Source organism: Nonomuraea sp. NPDC050153, from assembly GCF_044460125.1.
Taxonomy (GTDB): Bacteria; Actinomycetota; Actinomycetes; order Streptosporangiales; family Streptosporangiaceae; genus Nonomuraea.
On the sequence record NZ_JBITJQ010000019.1, the window covers coordinates 16,478 to 33,945 of the forward strand.

Genomic DNA, 17,468 nt, shown 5'->3' on the forward strand with positions numbered 1-17,468 from the left:
AAGGTTCTGAGGCCAACCGCTGACCGGGATTTCACGCGACGCGCATATGATGCGGCCCGGCGGCGGTGCTCTACTCGGAGGATGACGGAGACCGCGTACCCGACCACCGTTCATGGCACCAGGGAGGGGGTCGGCCAGAGCGCGCGGCGGCCCGACGCGACGTTGAAGGTGACGGGCGAGTTCGCCTATGCCTCCGACCTGTGGCTGGACGGCATGGTGTGGGGAGCGACGCTGCGCAGCCCGCACCCGTCGGCCTGGATCCGCTCGATCGACGTGGGGCCCGCGCTGCGGATCCCGGGCGTGCTGACCGTGCTGACGCACGAGGACGTGCCGGGCGAGAAGTTCTACGGCCTCGACCACAAGGACCAGCCGGTGCTGGCCGTCGACCAGGTCCGCTACCAGGGCGAGCCGGTGGCGGTGGTGGCCGCCGACCACCCCGAGACCGCGCGCAGGGCGGCCGCGGCCATCGTGGTCGAGTACGAGGTCCGCGAGGCCGTGACCGACCCCCGCAAGGCCCGGCGTTTCGTGCGGCACCAGCCGGTGCGGCGGGGCGACACGTTCGAGGCCGAGGTCGTGGTCACCGGCGAGTACGAGGTCGGCATGCAGGACCAGGCCTTCCTCGGCCCCGAGTCCGGCCTGGCGGTCCCCGCCGAGGACGGCGGCGTCGACCTCTACATCGCCACCCAGTGGCTGCACGTGGACCGCGACCAGCTCGCCCCCTGCCTCGGCCTGCCCCCGGACAAGGTGCGCCTGACGCTGTCGGGCGTCGGCGGCGCGTTCGGCGCCCGCGAGGACCTGTCGATGCAGGTGCACGCCTGCATGCTGGCGCTGCGGCTGAACCGGCCGGTGAAGATCGTGTACGGCCGGGAGGAGTCGTTCTTCGGCCACGTGCACCGCCATCCGGCCCGGATGCGCTACGAGCACGGCGCGACCCGCGACGGCAAGCTGGTCTACGTCAAGGCCGACATCCTGCTGGACGGCGGCGCGTACTGCTCCTCCTCCCCCGCCGTGGTCGGCAACGCCGCCTCGCTCGGCGTGGGCCCGTACGAGGTGGAGAACGTCCAGGTGGACGCCACCGGCGTCTACACCAACAACCCGCCCTGCGGCGCGATGCGCGGCTTCGGCGCGGTCCAGGCGTGCTACGCGTACGAGTCGCAGATGGACCGGCTGGCCGAGGCGTGCGGCCTGTCGCCCGTGGAGATCCGCGTGCGCAACGCCGTCTCCCAGGGCTCCCATCTCATCACCGGCCAGGTGATCGACTCCCCGGCCCCGCTCGCGGAGATGCTGCGCGACCTGGAAGCGATGCCGCTTCCTTCAGAAGCCCTCAGTGACCTGCGGTCGATGCCCGGCGGCGTCTCGCAGACCACGCACGGCGAGTCCGTGCGCCGCGGCGTCGGCTACGGCGTCGGCATCAAGAACATCTGCTTCTCCGAGGGCTTCGACGACTTCTCCACGGCCAGGGTGCGCGCCGAGCTGGTGGGCGGCGAGCCGCACGTCACCGTGCACACGGCCGCCGCCGAGGTCGGCCAGGGCCTGGTGACGATCCAGGCCCAGATCGCCCGCACCGAGCTGGGCATCGCGAACGTGACCGTGGCCACCGCCGACACCTCCGTCGGCTCGGCCGGCTCGTCGTCGGCCTCGCGCCAGTCGTACGTGACCGGCGGGGCGGTGCGGGCCGCCTGCGAGGCGGTGCGCGAGCGCTTCGGCGGGCTGACGCCGGAGGAGGCCCTGGAGAAGTTCGGGCCGATCGAGGAGACACGCGAGTACCGGCACCGCCCCACGTACCCGATGGACCCGATCACCGGGCAGGGCAGCTCGCACACCCAGCTCGCCCTGTGCGTGCACCGAGCCGTCGTGGACGTGGACGTGGAGCTGGGCCTGGTCAAGGTGGTCGAGCTGGCGGCCGTCCAGGACGTCGGCCGCGTCCTGAACCCCCAGGCGCTTGAAGGCCAGATCCAGGGCGGGTCCGCGCAGGGGCTCGGGCTGGCGCTCATGGAGGAGATCCAGATCCGCGACGGCCGGGTGCTGAACCCGTCGTTCACGGACTACCTCATCCCCACCATCCTCGACATGCCGCCGATGCAGATGAAGATCCTGGAAAATCCGGATCCGGCGGCGCCGTACGGGTTGCGCGGCGCCGGCGAGCCCCCGACGCTGTCCTCCACCCCCGCCGTCGCCGCCGCGGTGCGCGCGGCGACCGGACTGCGGTTGACTCGGGTTCCGATCAGGCCGGAAGATATCGCGTTGTTTGATAGCGGATCGACTATGGGGGTAACCGATGGCAAGCGCTCGTGAAGCGGCCGAGGCGGAGTTCAGGCGCTTCGACACCGACGGCGACGGGTTGCTGACCGCCGACGAGATCCGCCGGGCCAACGAGGCGCTGGGCGGCCAGGGCGCGTCCGAGAGCGAGATCGAGGCGTTCATCACGTCGGCCGACGACGACGGCGACGGGACGATCGGGCTCGAGGAGTTCGTGGGACTCGTGGGTCACGGGCGCCACGAGAAGGCGTGATCTCGTCACCTGCCGGGTAGCAATGCGCCATCCCCCTTGACCATTCGAAGGGGGATGGCGGGTGCTCGGCCGATTCTTCGAGCTCACCGGGCGAGGCACGACCGTCGGCCGCGAGGTGCGTGGCGGGATCACCACGTTCGTGGCCATGGCCTACATCATCCTGCTCAACCCGATCATCCTGGCCGGCGCCAAGGACGTCACGGGCGCCCGGCTCTCCATCGCCCAGCTGACCACCTCCACCGCGCTGGCGGCGGCCGTCTCCACGCTGCTGATGGCCTTCATCGGCAACGCCCCCTTCGGCCTGGCCGCCAGGCTCGGCCTCAACGCGGTGGTCGCCTACCAGGCCGCCCCGCACATGACGTGGGCCCAGGCCATGGGCCTGGTGGTGCTGGAGGGCTTCGTCATCATCGTGCTGGCCGTGACGGGCCTGCGCACGCTGATCATGAACGCCATCCCGCTCCCGCTCAAACATGCCATCAGCGTGGGGATCGGGCTGTTCATCGCCCTGATCGGCCTGGTGGACGCCGGGTTCGTGACGCGGGGCACCGGCACGCCCGTGCAGCTCGGCACCACGGGCCACCTCACGGGCTGGCCGGTCGTGGTGTTCTGCTTCGGCCTGCTCCTGATGATCGCCCTGTTCGTACGCAGGACCCCGGCCGCGATCCTGATCAGCATCGTCGTGACGGCGGCCCTGGCGGTCCTGGTCAACTCGGTCGCCACGGTCCCGCCCGGGTCGTGGGGCGTGGTGACGCCGCGGGTGCCGGAGCGCCTGATCGCGGCGCCGGACTTCGGGCTGGTGGGCGCGTTCGACCTGTTCGGCGGGTTCGCCAGGGCGGGGGCGCTGACGGCGGCGGTGGTGCTGTTCACGCTGGTACTGTCGGGGTTCTTCGACGCGATGGGCACGATCATCGGCGTGAGCGACGAGGCCGGGATGGTGGACGAGCGGGGCCAGGTGCCCCGGCTGGGCCGGGTCCTGACCGTGGACGGCGTGGCGGGCATGGTGGGCGGCTCGATGAGCGCCTCGGCGAACACCGTCTTCGTCGAGTCCGCCGCCGGCGTCGGCGAGGGCGCGCGGACCGGCCTGGCCAGCGTGGTGACCGGCGCGCTGCTGGGGCTGACGCTGCTGTTCACGCCGCTGGCCACGGTGGTGCCCGCCGCGGCTGCCGCGCCCGCGCTGGTGCTGGTCGGGGCGCTGATGATGACGCAGAGCAGGAACGTGCCCTGGGACGACCTGGACGTGGCCGTGCCGGCGTTCCTGACGATCGCGTTCATGCCGTTCACGTACTCGATCACGAACGGGGTGGGCGCGGGCGTGATCGCCTACACCCTCGTCAAGGCCGCCAGGGGGCGCTTCTCCGAGATCCCGTGGCTGCTCTGGATCGTCTCGCTGATCTTCCTGGCCTTCTTCGCGATCGACTGGTTGGAGGAGCTGTTCGGTTAGCGGATGTCGCCGCTGTTGCAGGCCACGCCGTTGCCGTCGACGTCCACGTACCAGGAGTATTCCTCGTGGGTGCCCTTGAAGTAGGGGCCGTCTCCGGCGGCCACGGCCTCCTTGCAGCCGGCGTAGCGCTTGTCGGGGGTGCGGCGGGGGCCCGACGCGGGGCTCGTGCCGGCGGGGTTGGTGGTGCCGGGGTTGGTGGTGCCGGGGTTGGTGGTGCCGGGATTGGTGGTGCCGGGATTGGTGGTGCCGGGGTTGGTGCTGCCCGGGTTGGTCGTGGTGCCGGGGTTGGGGTTCTGCTGGGCCGGAGGGGTCTGCGGCGGGGTGCCGCCGGGCTGCTGCGGCTGCGTGGCCGGGCCCGTGGGCTGTGCGGACGCGCCCGGCGTGGCGCCCAGCAGGCGGGTCACCAGCGCGTCGGCCTCCTCCTTCTCGAAGCCCGCGATGCTCATGCTGTCGCCGTCCATGTACTGGGTGACGATGGGCGCGGCAACCACGACCTTGGGCGCGTCGGGCTGCACCGGCGCGAGCACGATGGCCACCTGCCGCTGGTCGGGCACCAGCTCGTCGATGAGCTGCACGAGGCGCTCCTTGAAGCGCGGGGCTATCGCGATGCGCACGGAGTATTGGCCGTCCTTCTCGCGCACCGGCTCGATCCGCTGCACGGAGTCGACGGTGACGCCGTCCTCCAGGAGGTAGCAGTTCTTCTGCTCCTCGTCGAGCACGGCCGCGGCGCCGGGGCACGGCGCGGCCTTGGTCTCCCGGACGGGGGCGAAGTGGACGGGCACGGCCAGTTGCTGCGCCGGCGCGGCGCCTAACAGCGGCGTGTCGGGATTCTTGGTCATCAGGACGGCGATCGAGCCGACCACGCCCGCGACCAGCACCACGAGCACGAGCGAGACGATCAGCAAGATGGTGGTGGCCTTGCTGGCCCTCGCCTCCCCCGGGTCCGCGGGTGGCGGCTCTTCCGGCTTGTCCATCTCTATGAAGATCCCATCCTGACGTTCGGACTGCCGGTGAGCCTACCGAGGTACCGCGACACCCGGGTAATCAGCCCGATAATCGTCGCCTATTCGGGGGAGAGGGGAAGAACGGAGGTCCAAACGCATCAGAGCGAGAAGAGTTCGCCCATGAAAGTCGGTGTTCCGAAAGAGCTCAAGAACAGCGAATATCGGGTGGCCCTTACCCCGGCCGGAGTGCACGAGTTCGCGCGTCACGGCCATCGAGTCTTCGTGGAGGAGGGGGCGGGCGTCGGCTCCGCGATCCCCGACGACGACTTCGCCGCGGCCGGGGCCGTCATGGTCCCCGACGCCGACGAGGTCTGGGCGACCAGCGACATGATCATGAAGGTGAAGGAGCCGGTGCCGGAGGAGTACCACCGGCTGCGCAAGAGGCAGGTGCTGTTCACGTACCTGCATCTGGCCGCCTCCAGGCCCTGCACGCAGGCCCTGCTCGACTCGGGCTGCACCGCCGTCGCCTACGAGACCGTCCAGACGGCGAACGGGGCGCTGCCCCTGCTGGCGCCCATGTCCGAGGTGGCGGGCCGGCTGGCGCCGCAGGTGGGCGCGTACCACCTGATGCGCTCGGGGGGCGGCAGGGGCGTGCTGATGGGCGGCGTCTCCGGCGTGCGCGCGGCGCAGGTCGTGGTCATCGGGGCCGGCGTGTCCGGCATGAACGCCGCCGCCATCGCCCTCGGGATGCAGGCCGAGGTGCTGCTGCTGGACAACAACATCGACAAGCTGCGCCAGGCCGACCTGATCTACCAGGGCCACTGCCAGACCGTCGCCTCCAACATGCTGGAGATCGAGCAGGCGGTGACGGAGGCCGACCTGGTCATCGGCGCGGTGCTGGTGCCCGGCGCCAAGGCGCCGACGCTGGTGAGCAACACCCTGGTGAGCCGCATGAAGCCGGGCTCGGTACTGGTGGACATCGCGATCGACCAGGGCGGCTGCTTCGAGGACTCCCGGCCGACCACGCACGAGCGGCCCACGTACCGGGTGCACGACTCGATCTTCTACTGCGTGGCCAACATGCCCGGCGCGGTGCCGCACACCTCGACGTTCGCGCTGACGAACGTGACGCTGCCGTACGCGCTGGCCATCGCCGGCCTGGGCTGGAAGCGGGCGATGCGCGAGGACCCGGCGCTCGCGCTGGGCCTGAGCACCCACGACGGCCACCTGACCAGCCGCCCGGTGGCCGAGGCGCACGGTCTGGAGTGGACGGCCCTCGAACACGCTCTTTCGTGAGCCTTCTGTCCATCACACCCGACGCGAGTTACGCTAAGTAGCAATAGACTACTTAATGTAATCAATCGGAGTCACGATGGCGCAGATGAGCAGCTTCCGCGAGAGCGCGGAGCGCAACTTCCAGGACCTGGACGCCGACGGCGACGGCTTCCTGACCAGATACGACTACCTGGCGCTGGCCCAGCGGCGGCTGGAGCAGACCGGCGTGCGCGCCGACTCGCCCGAGGCCGAGGCCGTCGTCAACGCGTTCCTGAACGCCTGGGACACCCACGCCCGGGCCCTCGACACCGACCGCGACGGGCGGATCAGCAAGGAGGAGTACGTCAAGTCCTTCGAGTCGCTGGTACGCACGGGCGCGCTCGAAGCGGTGCTCGCGCCGATCACCCGGGCCACCTTCGCCGTCGCCGACCGCGACAAGGACGGGTGGATCACCATGGAGGACTTCCGCACGGTCTGGAACCGCGCGGACACCGACCTCGCCGCGGCCTTCTCCCGCGTGGACGCCGACGGCGACGGCCGCATCTCGTTCGAGGAGTATGCCCGCGCCCGCCAGGGCCTGCTCATCGACGGGATCTGACGTCTCTGGCCGGAGAGCGGGGTGCGTGCCGCCGAAAGGGCCACACGCGCGCCGCTCCTCGCGTCCGGCTACTTCTGCGACTGGGTGGGCGCCGGCGAGATGGTCTCCATCGGCGGCTGCTGCTGGTTGCCCGTCGGCTCCGGCGGCAGCGGCGCCTGGTCGGACGTCGTCGTGATGGCGTCCTCGCCGCCACACGTCGCGCCGGGCTCCGGCGTGTCACTCCCGTTCTGGAACTTCTTGATGAACGCCCCCAGCTTCGGGTCGGCGGGGTCGTTCAGCTTGAGCTGGTGCCCCCACGACGACGCGACCACCGGCGCGGGCAGGTTGGGGTACGGGCTGACCAGCATGTAGTCCTGCTGCCCCGTGGACGACGCCACTTCCTTCAGCTTGTCGACCTGCGCCTTGGGCAGGTCGGGCCGGTAGGTGAGCCAGACGGCCCCATGCTCCAGGGAGTGCACGGCGTGCTCGTTGTGGATGGGCTTGTCGTAGATCGAGCACGCCTGCCAGTAGTTGTTGTGCTGACCGCCGACCGGCGGGTTCTCCTTGTACGTGACGGCGTTCCACACGTGCTGCCCGGCCTCGTACTTGTAATTGGACACAGCGTCCAGCGAGGTCTCCTGGGCCTGCTTGACCAGGTAAAAGCCGACCACACCGACGAGCACCACGATGATCAGGCCGCCCGATCCCCACATGAGCAGCGCGGCGCGGCGTTGTTTGCGCTGCTGCTCGGCCCGCATCTTCGCAAGATGCTCGCGCCTCGCCTGCGCCTTCTCCTTCGTCATCGTTCCTCCATCGGCGTGCCAACTCCGGTCACCCTATTGCCTCCTGGGGTATGCGGAGAATAAGGCGCTCATAAGCGTCCGATCACGACGCCCTGGGTGGGTACGCTGGACGCGCCATGGAAAAACCCGTGAGGAAACCCATCCTGATCGTCTGCGGCGTGCTCGTGCTCGCCCTGGCCGCATTCTTCCTGTTCGGCCGCGACGGCACGCCCGGCGACACCTCGCCCGAGGCCGGATTCGCCCGTGACATGGCCACGCACCACGCCCAGGCCGTGGACATGGCGTTCATCGTCCGGGACAAGGGCCCGGCCAAGGAGATCAGAAACCTGGCCTTCGACATCATCAACACCCAGGCCAACCAGCGCGGCATGTTCCTGGGCTGGCTGCAGCAGTGGGGTCTCGACCAGGCGACCGACCAGCGGCCGATGGCCTGGATGAGCGGCCACGGCCACTCCGGCACCACCACGGCGACGCCCGGCACCATGCCCGGCATGGCCACGCCGCAGGAGCTGACCCAGCTCAAGCAGGCGCAGGGCACGCAGGCCGAGGTGCTGTTCCTGCAGCTGATGATCCGGCACCACGAGGGCGGCGTGCAGATGTCCGAAGGGCTGCTGAAGCTGTCCACGCGCGCCGAGGTCGTCAGCATGGCGCAGAAGATCGTCCAGGGGCAGAGCGGGGAGATCAAGCTCATGACGGAGCTGCTCGAGCAGCGGAGCGCGCAGCCGTTCCCGTCGATCCTCAAGCCCCAGTAAGGCCGTGGACGCCGACGCGATCGTGGTCGGCTCCGGGCCCAACGGGCTCGTCGCCGCCGTCACGCTGGCCCGCGCCGGGCGCAGGGTGCTGCTGCTGGAGGCCGCCGACCGGTTCGGCGGCGGGCTGCGCTCCGGGGAGCTGACACTGCCCGGGCGGGTACACGACCTGTGCGCGACGGTGATGGCGATGGCCGTGGCGTCTCCCGCGTTCCGGGCGCTGGAGCTGCCGGGCGTGGAGTTCGTCCATCCGCCGGTGCCCGTGGCCCATCCGCTCGACGACCGTCCCGCCGTACTCGTGCACCGCGACGCCCACCGCACCGCCCAGGGCCTGGGACGCGACGCGGGCGCGTGGCTGGCGACCGTGGGGGCGGCGGCCCGCGCCGGGTTCCCGCTGGTGGACCTGCTCCTCAAGCCCCTCGGCCCGTGGCGGCCGACGGCGGCGGCGCCGCGCGAGTTGGCGCGGGCGGCCGGGTTCGGGATGGCCGCGGCCCTGCCCGCGACGACGTTCGCCCGGCGGGCGTTCAGGACCGTGGAGAGCCGGGCGCTCATCGCGGGCATGGCCGCGCACTCCGTACGGGACCTGCGCGCGCCGATCACCGCCGGGTACGGGCTGATGCTGGCCTCCCTGGCCCACCTGGTGGGCTGGCCGCTGGTACGGGGCGGGTCACAGGTGCTGGCCGACGCGCTGGTGGCCGAGCTCAGGTCGCTGGGCGGGGAGGCGGTCACCGGCCACCGCGTGCGCCGGCTGTCGGAGCTGTCCGCGCCGACGGTGGTGCTGGACGTGTCGCCCCGGCAGTTCCTCGCGATGGCGGACCTCCCGGCGGGCTACCGGCGGCGGCTCGCCCGCTTCCGCTACGGCCCCGGCGTCTTCAAGGTGGACTGGGCCCTGGACGGGCCGGTGCCGTGGCGGGACCCGGCGGTGGCGGACGCGGGCACCGTGCATCTGGGCGGGACGCTGGAGGAGATCACGCTGAGCGAGGCGGAGACGACCGCCGGCCGGCACTCGCCCAGGCCGTACGTGCTGGCGGTCCAGCCGTACGCGGCGGACCCGGCGAGGGGCGGGCACACGTTCTGGGCGTACTGCCATGTGCCCAGCGGTTCGACCGTGGACATGACGGACGTCATCGAGACCCAGATCGAGCGGTACGCGCCCGGCTTCCGCGACCGTGTCCTGGCCCGCCACGTCATGGGCCCCGCCGCCCTGGAGGCCGCCAACCCGAACCTGGTGGGGGGCGACGTCACCGGGGGCGTCACCAGCCTCGTCCAGTTCCTCCGCCGCCCCGTCTGGTCCCCGGCGCCGTGGCGCACCCCGCTGCCGGGCGTCTTCCTGTGCTCGGCCTCCACCCCACCGGGCCCGTCGGTCCACGGGATGGGCGGCTGGCAGGCGGCCCGCCTGGCCCTGAAGCCCGGCCCGGGGATGGGCGGTGGCTGAAATGTCCTGGTGGCGTCAGGGGTGGGCGGTGCGCATTTCCTCGGCCAGCGCGGCGGCGAAGGCGTCCACGTCGGCCTCCGTCGTGTCGAAGGCGCACATCCACCGCACCTCCCCCGTCGCCTCGTTCCACGTGTAGAACCGGAACCGCTTGGCCAGCCGCTCCGTCACGTCCCGGGGCAGGATCGCGAAGACGGCGTTCGCCTCCACCGGGCGCGACAGCCTCACCCCGGGGATGCCGCCGACCGCCTCGGCCAGGCGCCGGCCCATGGCGTTGGCCTGGCGGGCGTTGCGCAGCCACAGGTCCCCCGACAGCAGCGCATCGAACTGCGCCGACACGAAGCGCATCTTGGACGACAGCTGCATGAACGTCTTGCGGATGTAGTCGATCCCACTGGCGGCGGCGGGGTTGAGGACGACGATCGCCTCCCCGTACAGCAGTCCGATCTTGGTGCCGCCGAAGGAGAGCACGTCCACCCCCACGTCCGTCGTGAGGGCGCGCAGCGGGACGTCGAGGGCGGCGGCGGCGTTGGTGAGGCGGGAGCCGTCGAGGTGGACGAGCAGCCCCAGGTCGTGGGCGTGCGAGCAGATCGCCGCGATCTCCTCGACCGTGTAGAGGGTGCCCAGCTCGGTGGTGTTGGAGATGGACACCACGCGCGGCTGCGCCCGGTGCACGTCGCCGAACCCCCACGCCTGCCGGTCGATCAGCTCCGGCGTGAGCTTGCCGTCGGGCGTGGGCACGGTGAGCAGCTTGATGCCGCCCGCCACCTCGGGCGCGCCGCCCTCGTCGGTGTTGATGTGGGCGCTTTCCGCGCAGATGACCGCCTCCCAGTGGGCGGTCATCGAACGGAGGGAGACGACGTTCGCGGCCGTGCCGTTGAAGACCGGCCAGACCTGCGCCTGGTCGCCGAAGTGCCGTTTGAAGACCTCCCCCATGGCCTCGGTGTAGACGTCTTCGCCGTAGGCGATCTGATGGCCGCCGTTGGCGGCGGCGATGGCCTGGAGGATCTCGGGGTGCACCCCGGCGTAGTTGTCGCTGGCGAACGCCTTGAGCCGGGGGTCGTGCCGGGAAGTCACGCAGTAAGGTCCAATCGGGTGCCGTTGATCTCGGCGGCGGGGCGGTCGTAGAGGCCGCCGATCGCCTTCGCGAGGTCGTGTACGTCGGTGAAGCCGGCGAACTTCGCGCCGGGCTTCTCGGCCCGCATGGCGTCGTTCACCAGTGCCTTGACCACCAGGATGGTGGCGGCGTTGCCGGTGCCGGAGAAGGAGTCGGCGAGGGAGAGCGTCCACGCCTCCGCCGCCGCCTTGGCCGCCGCGTAGGCGGCGCCTCCGGCGGAGGGCCGCTCGGCCGCCTTGGCCGAGACGATCACGAAGCGGCCGTTGTCGCTGTGCCGCAGCAGTGGCTCGAAGGCCAGCGACACGTGCTGGAGCGTGCGGATCAGCAGGTCGTGCAGGAGGTCCCAGTCGTCGAGGCTGGTCTCGGCGAAGGAGTCGGAGCCGCGCCAGCCGCCGACCAGGTGCACCACGCCGTCCACGCGGCCGTGCTCGCGCTCGATCCAGTCCGCCAGGCCCTGTACGGCGACGCGGTCGAGCAGGTCGACGTGTTCCTTGTCGACCCCGATCACCGTGTGGCCATTTTCCCGGAAATATCCGGACACGGCCTCACCCGTCGGCCCCCCGGCACCCGTAACCAGAATGATCATGCGCGCAGTCCCTTAGTCGATTCGACCACTTCGGTCAGCTTACGGCGCAGTGCCTCGTAGAACATGCTCAGCGGGAACTCGTCCGGCAGCACCGCGTCCACCTTGGCCTTCTGCTCCTCCGGCAGCGCCTGGACGCCCTTGGCCCAGACGGAGCCGGGGTGCGGCGCCACGTACGCGCTCACCAGCTCGTACGCCGCCAGCCAGTGCGCCAGCTTGGACCGGTCGATGCTGTCGCGATACAGCTTCTCGACCTCGCCCCGCAGATCGGCGACCCCGTCCGCGACCCGCTCCCAGTCGATCGTGAGCCGGTTGTCCGTCCAGCGCACGATGTCGTTGCGGTGCAGGTACGCGAAGAGCAACTGCCCGCCGAGCCCGTCGTAGTTCCGCACCCGCTCCCCGGTGATCGGGAACCTGAACAGCCGGTCGAACAGGATCGCCACCTGTACGTACCGCGCGTGCGGCACACCCCGCGCCTCCAGCTTGACGGCCTCGCCGAACGCGGTCAGGTCGCAGCGCAGCTCCTCCAGCGAGTACAGCCAGTACGGCATCCGCTGCTTGATCATGAACGGGTCGAACGGCAGGTCGCCGTGGCTGTGGGTGCGGTCGTGGACCAGGTCCCAGAGCACGAACGTGTCCTGCGCGAGCCGCTGCGAGGCCAGCAGCCTGGCCGCGTCCGGCGGCAGGTCGAGCTTGAGCGTCTCGGCCGCGGCCCGCGACACCCGCCTGAACCTGGCGGCCTCACGGTCGGCGAAGATCCCGCCCCAGGTGAAGCGCGCCGGAGCCTGCCGCACCGCGACCGTCTCGGGGAACAGCACGGCGGAGTGGGTGTCGTAGCCGGAGGTGAAGTCCTCGAACGCGATCGGCACGAACATCGGGTTGTCGTAGCCGCCCGCCTCCAGCTCGGCCAGCCAGTCCGGCCAGATCGTCCGGATCCAGACGGCCTCCAGGTTGCGGCCGGGGTTGCCGTTCTGGGTGTACATGGGGAACACCACGACGTGCTCCAGCCCGTCCTCGCGCTGGGTGTCGGGGTGGAAGAGGTCGAGCGAGTCGAGGAAGTCGGGCACGCCGAGGTCCTGCTCGGCCCACTTCGCCAGGTCGTCCCGGACGGCCTGGAGGTACGCGGCGTCATGCGGGAAATATGGCGATATTTCGCCCAGGCGCGCCCCGATCCCGGCCACCAGCGCCTTCGCCCGCTCCTTCTCCTCCGGCACCGAGCCGTCCTTGACCTGGAGCGGCCGCAGCTCCTCGACGGCCGCCTTGAGCCGGGTGAACAGGGCCGCCTTGGCCTCGTCGCGCGGCCCGGCGGCGCCGTCGGCGTCGGGGACGCGGGCGGCCCAGGTGATCACGTTCCCCCAGAGGCGGCGGTGGTCGTAGTCCTCGATGGAGTCGTCGCCGAAGAGGTCGGAGTCGGCGAACGCGATCACGCGCCCCCTGCCGTACCGGACGGCGACGGCCAGCGGCGCTCCCGCCGGGTCGGCGGCCGGCGAGGTCGCGAACAGCACCTCGCCCTCGCCCTCGACGGTGAGGACGCCGGTGCGGTAGAAGCAGGCCGTGCGGACCCCGGCGACCAGGCCGGAGGCGGTCGCGGGCTCGGCGAGCACCCAGGTGGCCACGTCCCGGTGGGCGTGCCTCGGGTCGCGCACGGTGGCGTGCCTCACGCCCACCCCGAACCGCCCGAGCAGCTCACGCAGGTTGTTGCCGTACTTGTCCTGCTCCTCCTCGGCCAGCACCACCAGCCCGCCGCCGTCGGCGACGAACGACTCGATCGCGTCCAGCTCGGCGGTGGTGAAGACGGGGCTGCCCTGCCCGATGGTGCGTTCCCACCGCTCCCCCGACGGGTGCGCGATCACCAGGACGTCCCGCTCGGCGAGCGCCTCGGGCGTGAGCGCGCCGGACGTGTGGACGCCGACCGTGTGACCCAGGTGCCGCAGCAGCCCGGCCGCGCGGGCGTAGCTGTTGTCGTCGGGATGGGCGGGGTTGATGGCCTCGGCCACCTCGCGCCGGACGGTCCACGACTCGCTGTGAGCCTCGTCGAACAGCACCCGAGGGAACGCTTGCATGAAATATCTCCTGTTTCTACCGCCTTCTGACGGAAAATATACACAAGGGCACCGCGTGCCCGCCAAACCCTCAGGCGGCGCCCGGCCGGACCACTCCGGTCTCATACGCGAACACCACGGCCTGCGCCCGATCGCGCAAGGACAGCTTCATCAGCACCCGCGCCACGTGGGTCTTGACCGTGGCCTCCCCCACGTACAGCTCCCCGGCGATCTCCGCGTTGGTGAGGCCGCGTGCCAGCAGCCGCAGCACCTCCAACTCGCGCGGCGTCAGGTCGGCCAGCCGGGGCGAGGGCGTCGGCTCGGCCCGGCCCGCGAACGTGGCGATCACCCGGCGCGTCACGGCCGGGTCGAGCAGCGCGTCACCGGAGTGCACCACCTTGATCGCCTCCAGGAGCTGCTCCGGCGGCGACACCTTTAGCAGGAACCCGCTGGTCCCGGCGCGCAGGGCGGCGTAGAGGTTCTCGTCGGTGTCGAACGTGGTCAGCGTGATGACCTTGGGCGGCGACGGGTCGCCGAGCAGTTCCCCGGCCGCGGCCAGCCCGTCGAGCCGGGGCATCGAGATGTCCATGAGCACGATGTCCGGCCGCGTACGCCTGGCCACGGCGACGGCCTCGCGCCCGTCGGACGCCTCGCCGACCACCTCCATGCCGGGGTCGCTGTCGACGACCATGCGCAGCCCGGCCCTGACCATCGCCTGGTCGTCGGCGATGACTATGCGAATGCTCACAAGCCGGAGGGTAGACGCCGGGCCCCTCCTTGAACACCGCTCGAACACCCAGGCCAAGCCGCACGCAAGTGAGTCACAAGTCACGACACGCGGACGCTCTGCCGGATGCGGGTCTGGGTGGCGTCGTCGCAGGTGGTCTTGGCGCAGAAGTACATCACGAGCATGGTCTTGGGCTGGCGGTCGATCACGTAGCTGACGAAGCCCAGCCTGGTGCCGGTCGCGGGGTCGTGCAGGGAGCCGTCGAAGCGGGTGGCGGGGCTGCTGCCCGCCTGGTCCTGCACGGGTTTGCCGACGTCGACCTGGCCGGGCAGCAGGGCCTCCATCTTGGCCTTCATCTGCTCGGAGTTGCCGCCGGCGTCGAGGGTGTCGGAGACCTGGACGTAGACGCCCGAGGCCGAGTCGGGGTCGTCCTCGACGACCTGGGAGATCGCCGTCCAGTCCGCGCCGGGGCCGGCCACGAACAGCGACTCGAACTCCTGGGCGTGCGGCGAGGCCACCGCGAACAGGTCCTGGTGGGTGCGTATGGTCCAGTCACCCGGGTACTCGAACGTGAGCGGCGCGGCGGCGCTGGTCTTGTAGCGGGCCCAGGTGTCGCCGCGGTGGTTCATGATGATCATGGCGACGAGCGCGAGTGCCGCGACGGCGGCGACCAGCGTGGCGGCCACGATCGGGACGCGCCCGGGGCGTTTCTTCAGGACGGACGGTTGCGTGGGCGGCGCGGGCGCCCGGTCCGAGCCGACCGGCGCGAACACGGGTGCGGGATGAGGCCCGGACGTGGGGCCCGTCCCAGGGCCTGTCGTAGGACCCGGACCTGTCGTGGGCGCGGGGTACGGCGCCGGGTAGGGCGCGGGGTGCGGGCCGGAGTGGGGGCCCTGGCGGGGCACCAGGTGGGGGCCGCTGACGGGGTCGGCCTGATACCCGCTGATCGCGTCGCGCAGCGCGGTCACGAACTCCGTGCAGGTGGCGTAGCGCTGCTCGGGCGCCTTGGCCAGCGCCCGCAGCATCACGGCGTCGATCTGCGGGGGCAGCTCGGGCCGCAGCTGCGACAGCGGCGTCGGCTGCTCGGCCAGGTGGGCCCAGAGCAGCGCGATGTCGTTCTCGCGCTGGAACGGCAGCCGCGCCGACAGCCCCTCGTAGATCACGCAGGCCAGCGCGTACTGGTCGCAGCGGCCGTCGATGTGCTCCTTGTTGATCTGCTCGGGCGCCATGTAGCGGGGCGTGCCGATGAACTGGTCGGTCTGGGTCAGCCCAGAGATCGACGAGCGGTGCTTGGTGATGCCGAAGTCGGTGAGGTAGACGTGCTCGCCGGCCAGCAGGATGTTGGCCGGTTTGACGTCGCGGTGGATCAGGTCGTGCGCGTGCGCGGCGTCGAGGGCGGCGGCGACCTGGGCGAAGATCTGGTTCGCCTGGCCGATCGGCAGCGGTCCGCGGTCGTAGATGAGACGGCGCAGGTCGAGCCCGTCGACGTAGCGCATGGCGATGTAGAGGACGCCGTCGGCGTCGGCGTTGGCCTCGTAGATCGGGATGATGTTGGGGTGCTCGATGCTGGCGACCGTTCTGGACTCCAGGATGAACCGCTGCCTGAACCGGTCGTCGACGCTGAGCACCGGGTTGAGGATCTTCAGCGCCACCCGGCGGCTCAACCTGGGGTCGAGCGCAAGGTAGACGACGGCCATGCCGCCCTTGCCGACGATGTCCTCGATGTAGTACCCGGCCACCTCCTGGCCGATGAGCGATCTTTCGTTCAATGGCATCACGTCTCGATGGGGTGGCCGCAGTAGCCGCAGAAGCGATGGGCGGGCCCGAGTCGCATGCCGCACGAGGTGCAGTACTTGATCGCCGGGTTCGGCGCGGTCATCACCTGCTGCTGTTGCTGCGGGACCATGGGGAACGACTGCGACCGCCGTACGACCACGGTCTGGTTGGCCCCGTCGTCGAGCGGTGGTGCGGCCGCCGCCAGCGGCTCTGGCAGCTCTGTCACCTTTTCAGGAGCACGGCGGCGCCAGAGCAGATACGCTCCGCCCCCGGCCGCGATGAAAAGGACTCCGGCGGCCACGATGAACGGCCACAGCGGCGTCGACCGGGTGGTCGGGCCGGCCGGCTGTTTCGTGCCCTGGTCCTCCGGCCCGCCCCGTTTCTCCAGCGAGGTCTTCAGCAGCTTGGCGGCCACCACGTCGCCCGGATAGAGCTCCAGCACGCGCTGGAAGCCGGGCGCGGCCTCCGTGTAGTACTTGGTGTGATAGCGGGTCAGCGCCGCCTCGAACGCCGTGTCGATCGCGCCTCTGCGCGGCACCACCTTGGCGGCGGCCAGGATGGCGGTGATCTCCCTGACGCCGATCATCCTGCCCTCTTTGCCGCCGCCCACCAGCAGGCCGATGACGTGACCGTTCTTGTCGCCGATCACGGGGGCCCCGACGAGTCCCTTGTCCGCGAGCCCGCCCAGCTTGACCGGCTCGTCCACCTTCTTCTCCGGGTCGGCGAACGGCCTGCCGGCGTCTCCGCCCGCGCCGCCCTTGCCCAGGTGGGCGATCTCGACGGTCTCCAGGACCTTCGGGCCCGGCCGGCCGAGGAAGCCCGCCACGTTGGTGGGCGCGCCCTCCTGGTCGGGCACCTTGTCGGCGAGCGGCGCGGTGGGCATGCCGACGCTTCCGGCCGTGGGGGTCACCGGCACCAGCACGGCGGGGCTGTCGGGCGTCGGGCCGGCCTTGATGCACTTGACCTTGATGCCGTCGGGGCTCGGCGGCGACACGTTGGGGAAGGCCGTGATCTCGGTGGTCACGTTGATGATGCAGGTGGCCGTGGAGGTCTTCGGCGGGTAGCACTCCTCCAGGTGGTGGTTGAGCAGGTCGTCCTTGAGCTTGTGCTTCTTGTAGTCGAGGGGGATCTTCACCTTGTGGTGCTCGGCGAAGACCTTGTTCGCCGCGTAGATCGCGACGTCGTTCGGGTTCACCGCCAGGCGCCTGAGCGCGACGATCGTGCCGTCGGGGTTGACGACGGTCCCGGTGCCCGTGGCGAACGGGATGTCGTAGGACCGCTCCACATGTTTGAGCTCGCCGACATGGTCGAGCAGGGTGATCTCCACGTGGGACACGGCTTCCAACCGCACCACGGCGGGGGTCACCAGGTCGGTGATGCCGCTCGGGTGTTCGTGGGCCGCGACCGGCATCGCGATCAGCGCCAGGGCTGCCACGATGCCACCGGCAAAAGCTGTGAAGCGTGCCATCTCCGCTCCAAACGCAGGTCTA

The 17,468-nt window shown here is 70.8% G+C and carries 15 protein-coding genes; 7 read left to right on the forward strand and 8 right to left on the reverse strand.

Annotation, left to right across the window (positions count from 1 at the left end; all coding sequences use genetic code 11):
* Positions 1–81: 81 nt before the first annotated feature.
* The 3 genes from ACIBQ1_RS36435 to ACIBQ1_RS36445 all read left to right on the forward strand — a co-directional run bounded on the left by ACIBQ1_RS36435 (position 82) and on the right by ACIBQ1_RS36445 (position 3,953).
* Positions 82–2,295, forward strand: a complete 2,214-nt coding sequence (locus ACIBQ1_RS36435) for a xanthine dehydrogenase family protein molybdopterin-binding subunit (RefSeq protein ID WP_397283905.1) — start codon at positions 82–84, stop codon at positions 2,293–2,295.
* Positions 2,279–2,512 carry an EF-hand domain-containing protein gene (locus ACIBQ1_RS36440; RefSeq protein WP_397283907.1) on the forward strand — a complete coding sequence of 78 codons (234 nt, stop codon included), beginning with the start codon at positions 2,279–2,281 and terminating at the stop codon, positions 2,510–2,512. The genes ACIBQ1_RS36435 and ACIBQ1_RS36440 overlap by 17 nt, the downstream gene beginning before the upstream one ends.
* 61 nt (positions 2,513–2,573) lie before the next feature.
* Positions 2,574–3,953 carry an NCS2 family permease gene (locus ACIBQ1_RS36445; RefSeq protein ID WP_397283909.1) on the forward strand — a complete coding sequence of 460 codons (1,380 nt, stop codon included), beginning with the start codon at positions 2,574–2,576 and terminating at the stop codon, positions 3,951–3,953.
* On the opposite strand, the gene ACIBQ1_RS36450 is transcribed toward ACIBQ1_RS36445, so the two are convergent.
* A complete protein-coding gene (locus tag ACIBQ1_RS36450) occupies positions 3,950–4,927 on the reverse strand; it encodes an excalibur calcium-binding domain-containing protein (RefSeq protein ID WP_397283911.1) in 978 nt (325 codons plus the stop codon). The two genes, ACIBQ1_RS36445 and ACIBQ1_RS36450, sit on opposite strands and share 4 nt — an antisense overlap.
* Positions 4,928–5,077: 150 nt before the next feature.
* On the opposite strand from ACIBQ1_RS36450, the gene ald reads away from it, so the two are divergent.
* A complete protein-coding gene (gene ald / locus ACIBQ1_RS36455) occupies positions 5,078–6,193 on the forward strand; it encodes an alanine dehydrogenase (protein WP_397283913.1) in 1,116 nt (371 codons plus the stop codon).
* Positions 6,194–6,278: 85 nt separating this feature from the next.
* Complete coding sequence (locus tag ACIBQ1_RS36460) at positions 6,279–6,770, forward strand: EF-hand domain-containing protein (RefSeq protein WP_397283914.1); 492 nt, start codon at positions 6,279–6,281, stop codon at positions 6,768–6,770.
* A 68-nt stretch (positions 6,771–6,838) separates the two neighbouring features.
* Here the strand turns inward: ACIBQ1_RS36460 and ACIBQ1_RS36465 are convergent, their stop codons facing one another.
* Positions 6,839–7,552 (reverse strand): DUF3105 domain-containing protein, encoded by a 714-nt coding sequence (locus tag ACIBQ1_RS36465; RefSeq protein WP_397283916.1) that lies wholly within the window; start codon positions 7,550–7,552, stop codon positions 6,839–6,841.
* A 128-nt stretch (positions 7,553–7,680) separates the two neighbouring features.
* On the opposite strand from ACIBQ1_RS36465, the gene ACIBQ1_RS36470 reads away from it, so the two are divergent.
* Together ACIBQ1_RS36470 and ACIBQ1_RS36475 are read left to right on the forward strand one after the other, a co-directional pair.
* Entirely contained in the window at positions 7,681–8,304 is a 624-nt protein-coding gene (locus ACIBQ1_RS36470; protein ID WP_397283918.1) for a DUF305 domain-containing protein, read from the forward strand.
* Between the two features lie 4 nt (positions 8,305–8,308).
* Positions 8,309–9,736, forward strand: a complete 1,428-nt coding sequence (locus ACIBQ1_RS36475) for a phytoene desaturase family protein (protein WP_397283920.1) — start codon at positions 8,309–8,311, stop codon at positions 9,734–9,736.
* Between the two features lie 15 nt (positions 9,737–9,751).
* Here the strand turns inward: ACIBQ1_RS36475 and ACIBQ1_RS36480 are convergent, their stop codons facing one another.
* The 6 genes from ACIBQ1_RS36480 to ACIBQ1_RS36505 form a co-directional block, all read right to left on the reverse strand.
* Positions 9,752–10,810 (reverse strand): threonine aldolase family protein, encoded by a 1,059-nt coding sequence (locus tag ACIBQ1_RS36480; RefSeq protein ID WP_397283922.1) that lies wholly within the window; start codon positions 10,808–10,810, stop codon positions 9,752–9,754.
* Positions 10,807–11,436 carry an SDR family NAD(P)-dependent oxidoreductase gene (locus tag ACIBQ1_RS36485; RefSeq protein ID WP_397283924.1) on the reverse strand — a complete coding sequence of 210 codons (630 nt, stop codon included), beginning with the start codon at positions 11,434–11,436 and terminating at the stop codon, positions 10,807–10,809. The genes ACIBQ1_RS36480 and ACIBQ1_RS36485 overlap by 4 nt, the downstream gene beginning before the upstream one ends.
* Complete coding sequence (locus tag ACIBQ1_RS36490; RefSeq protein WP_397283926.1) at positions 11,433–13,496, reverse strand: DUF6421 family protein; 2,064 nt, start codon at positions 13,494–13,496, stop codon at positions 11,433–11,435. Before ACIBQ1_RS36490 ends, ACIBQ1_RS36485 begins: the two co-directional genes overlap by 4 nt.
* Before the next feature lie 70 nt (positions 13,497–13,566).
* A complete protein-coding gene (locus ACIBQ1_RS36495) occupies positions 13,567–14,223 on the reverse strand; it encodes a response regulator (RefSeq protein ID WP_397283928.1) in 657 nt (218 codons plus the stop codon).
* 80 nt (positions 14,224–14,303) lie between these two features.
* Entirely contained in the window at positions 14,304–15,977 is a 1,674-nt protein-coding gene (locus tag ACIBQ1_RS36500) for a serine/threonine protein kinase (protein WP_397283930.1), read from the reverse strand.
* Entirely contained in the window at positions 15,977–17,446 is a 1,470-nt protein-coding gene (locus tag ACIBQ1_RS36505) for a zinc ribbon domain-containing protein (RefSeq protein WP_397283932.1), read from the reverse strand. The genes ACIBQ1_RS36500 and ACIBQ1_RS36505 overlap by 1 nt, the downstream gene beginning before the upstream one ends.
* Between the last annotated feature and the right edge of the window lie 22 nt (positions 17,447–17,468).

Excerpts from the sequence above, each read along its gene's own strand:
- ACIBQ1_RS36435 (WP_397283905.1), top strand. The coding sequence starts at position 82 with ATGACGGAGACCGCGTACCCGACCACCGTTCATGGCACCAGGGAGGGG.
- ACIBQ1_RS36440 (WP_397283907.1), top strand. The coding sequence starts at position 2,279 with ATGGCAAGCGCTCGTGAAGCGGCCGAGGCGGAGTTCAGGCGCTTCGAC.
- ACIBQ1_RS36450 (WP_397283911.1), bottom strand. The coding sequence starts at position 4,927 with ATGGACAAGCCGGAAGAGCCGCCACCCGCGGACCCGGGGGAGGCGAGG.
- ald (WP_397283913.1), top strand. The coding sequence starts at position 5,078 with ATGAAAGTCGGTGTTCCGAAAGAGCTCAAGAACAGCGAATATCGGGTG.
- ACIBQ1_RS36460 (WP_397283914.1), top strand. The coding sequence starts at position 6,279 with ATGAGCAGCTTCCGCGAGAGCGCGGAGCGCAACTTCCAGGACCTGGAC.
- ACIBQ1_RS36465 (WP_397283916.1), bottom strand. The coding sequence starts at position 7,552 with ATGACGAAGGAGAAGGCGCAGGCGAGGCGCGAGCATCTTGCGAAGATG.
- ACIBQ1_RS36485 (WP_397283924.1), bottom strand. The coding sequence starts at position 11,436 with ATGATCATTCTGGTTACGGGTGCCGGGGGGCCGACGGGTGAGGCCGTG.
- ACIBQ1_RS36490 (WP_397283926.1), bottom strand. The coding sequence starts at position 13,496 with ATGCAAGCGTTCCCTCGGGTGCTGTTCGACGAGGCTCACAGCGAGTCG.
- ACIBQ1_RS36500 (WP_397283930.1), bottom strand. The coding sequence starts at position 15,977 with ATGCCATTGAACGAAAGATCGCTCATCGGCCAGGAGGTGGCCGGGTAC.
- ACIBQ1_RS36505 (WP_397283932.1), bottom strand. The coding sequence starts at position 17,446 with ATGGCACGCTTCACAGCTTTTGCCGGTGGCATCGTGGCAGCCCTGGCG.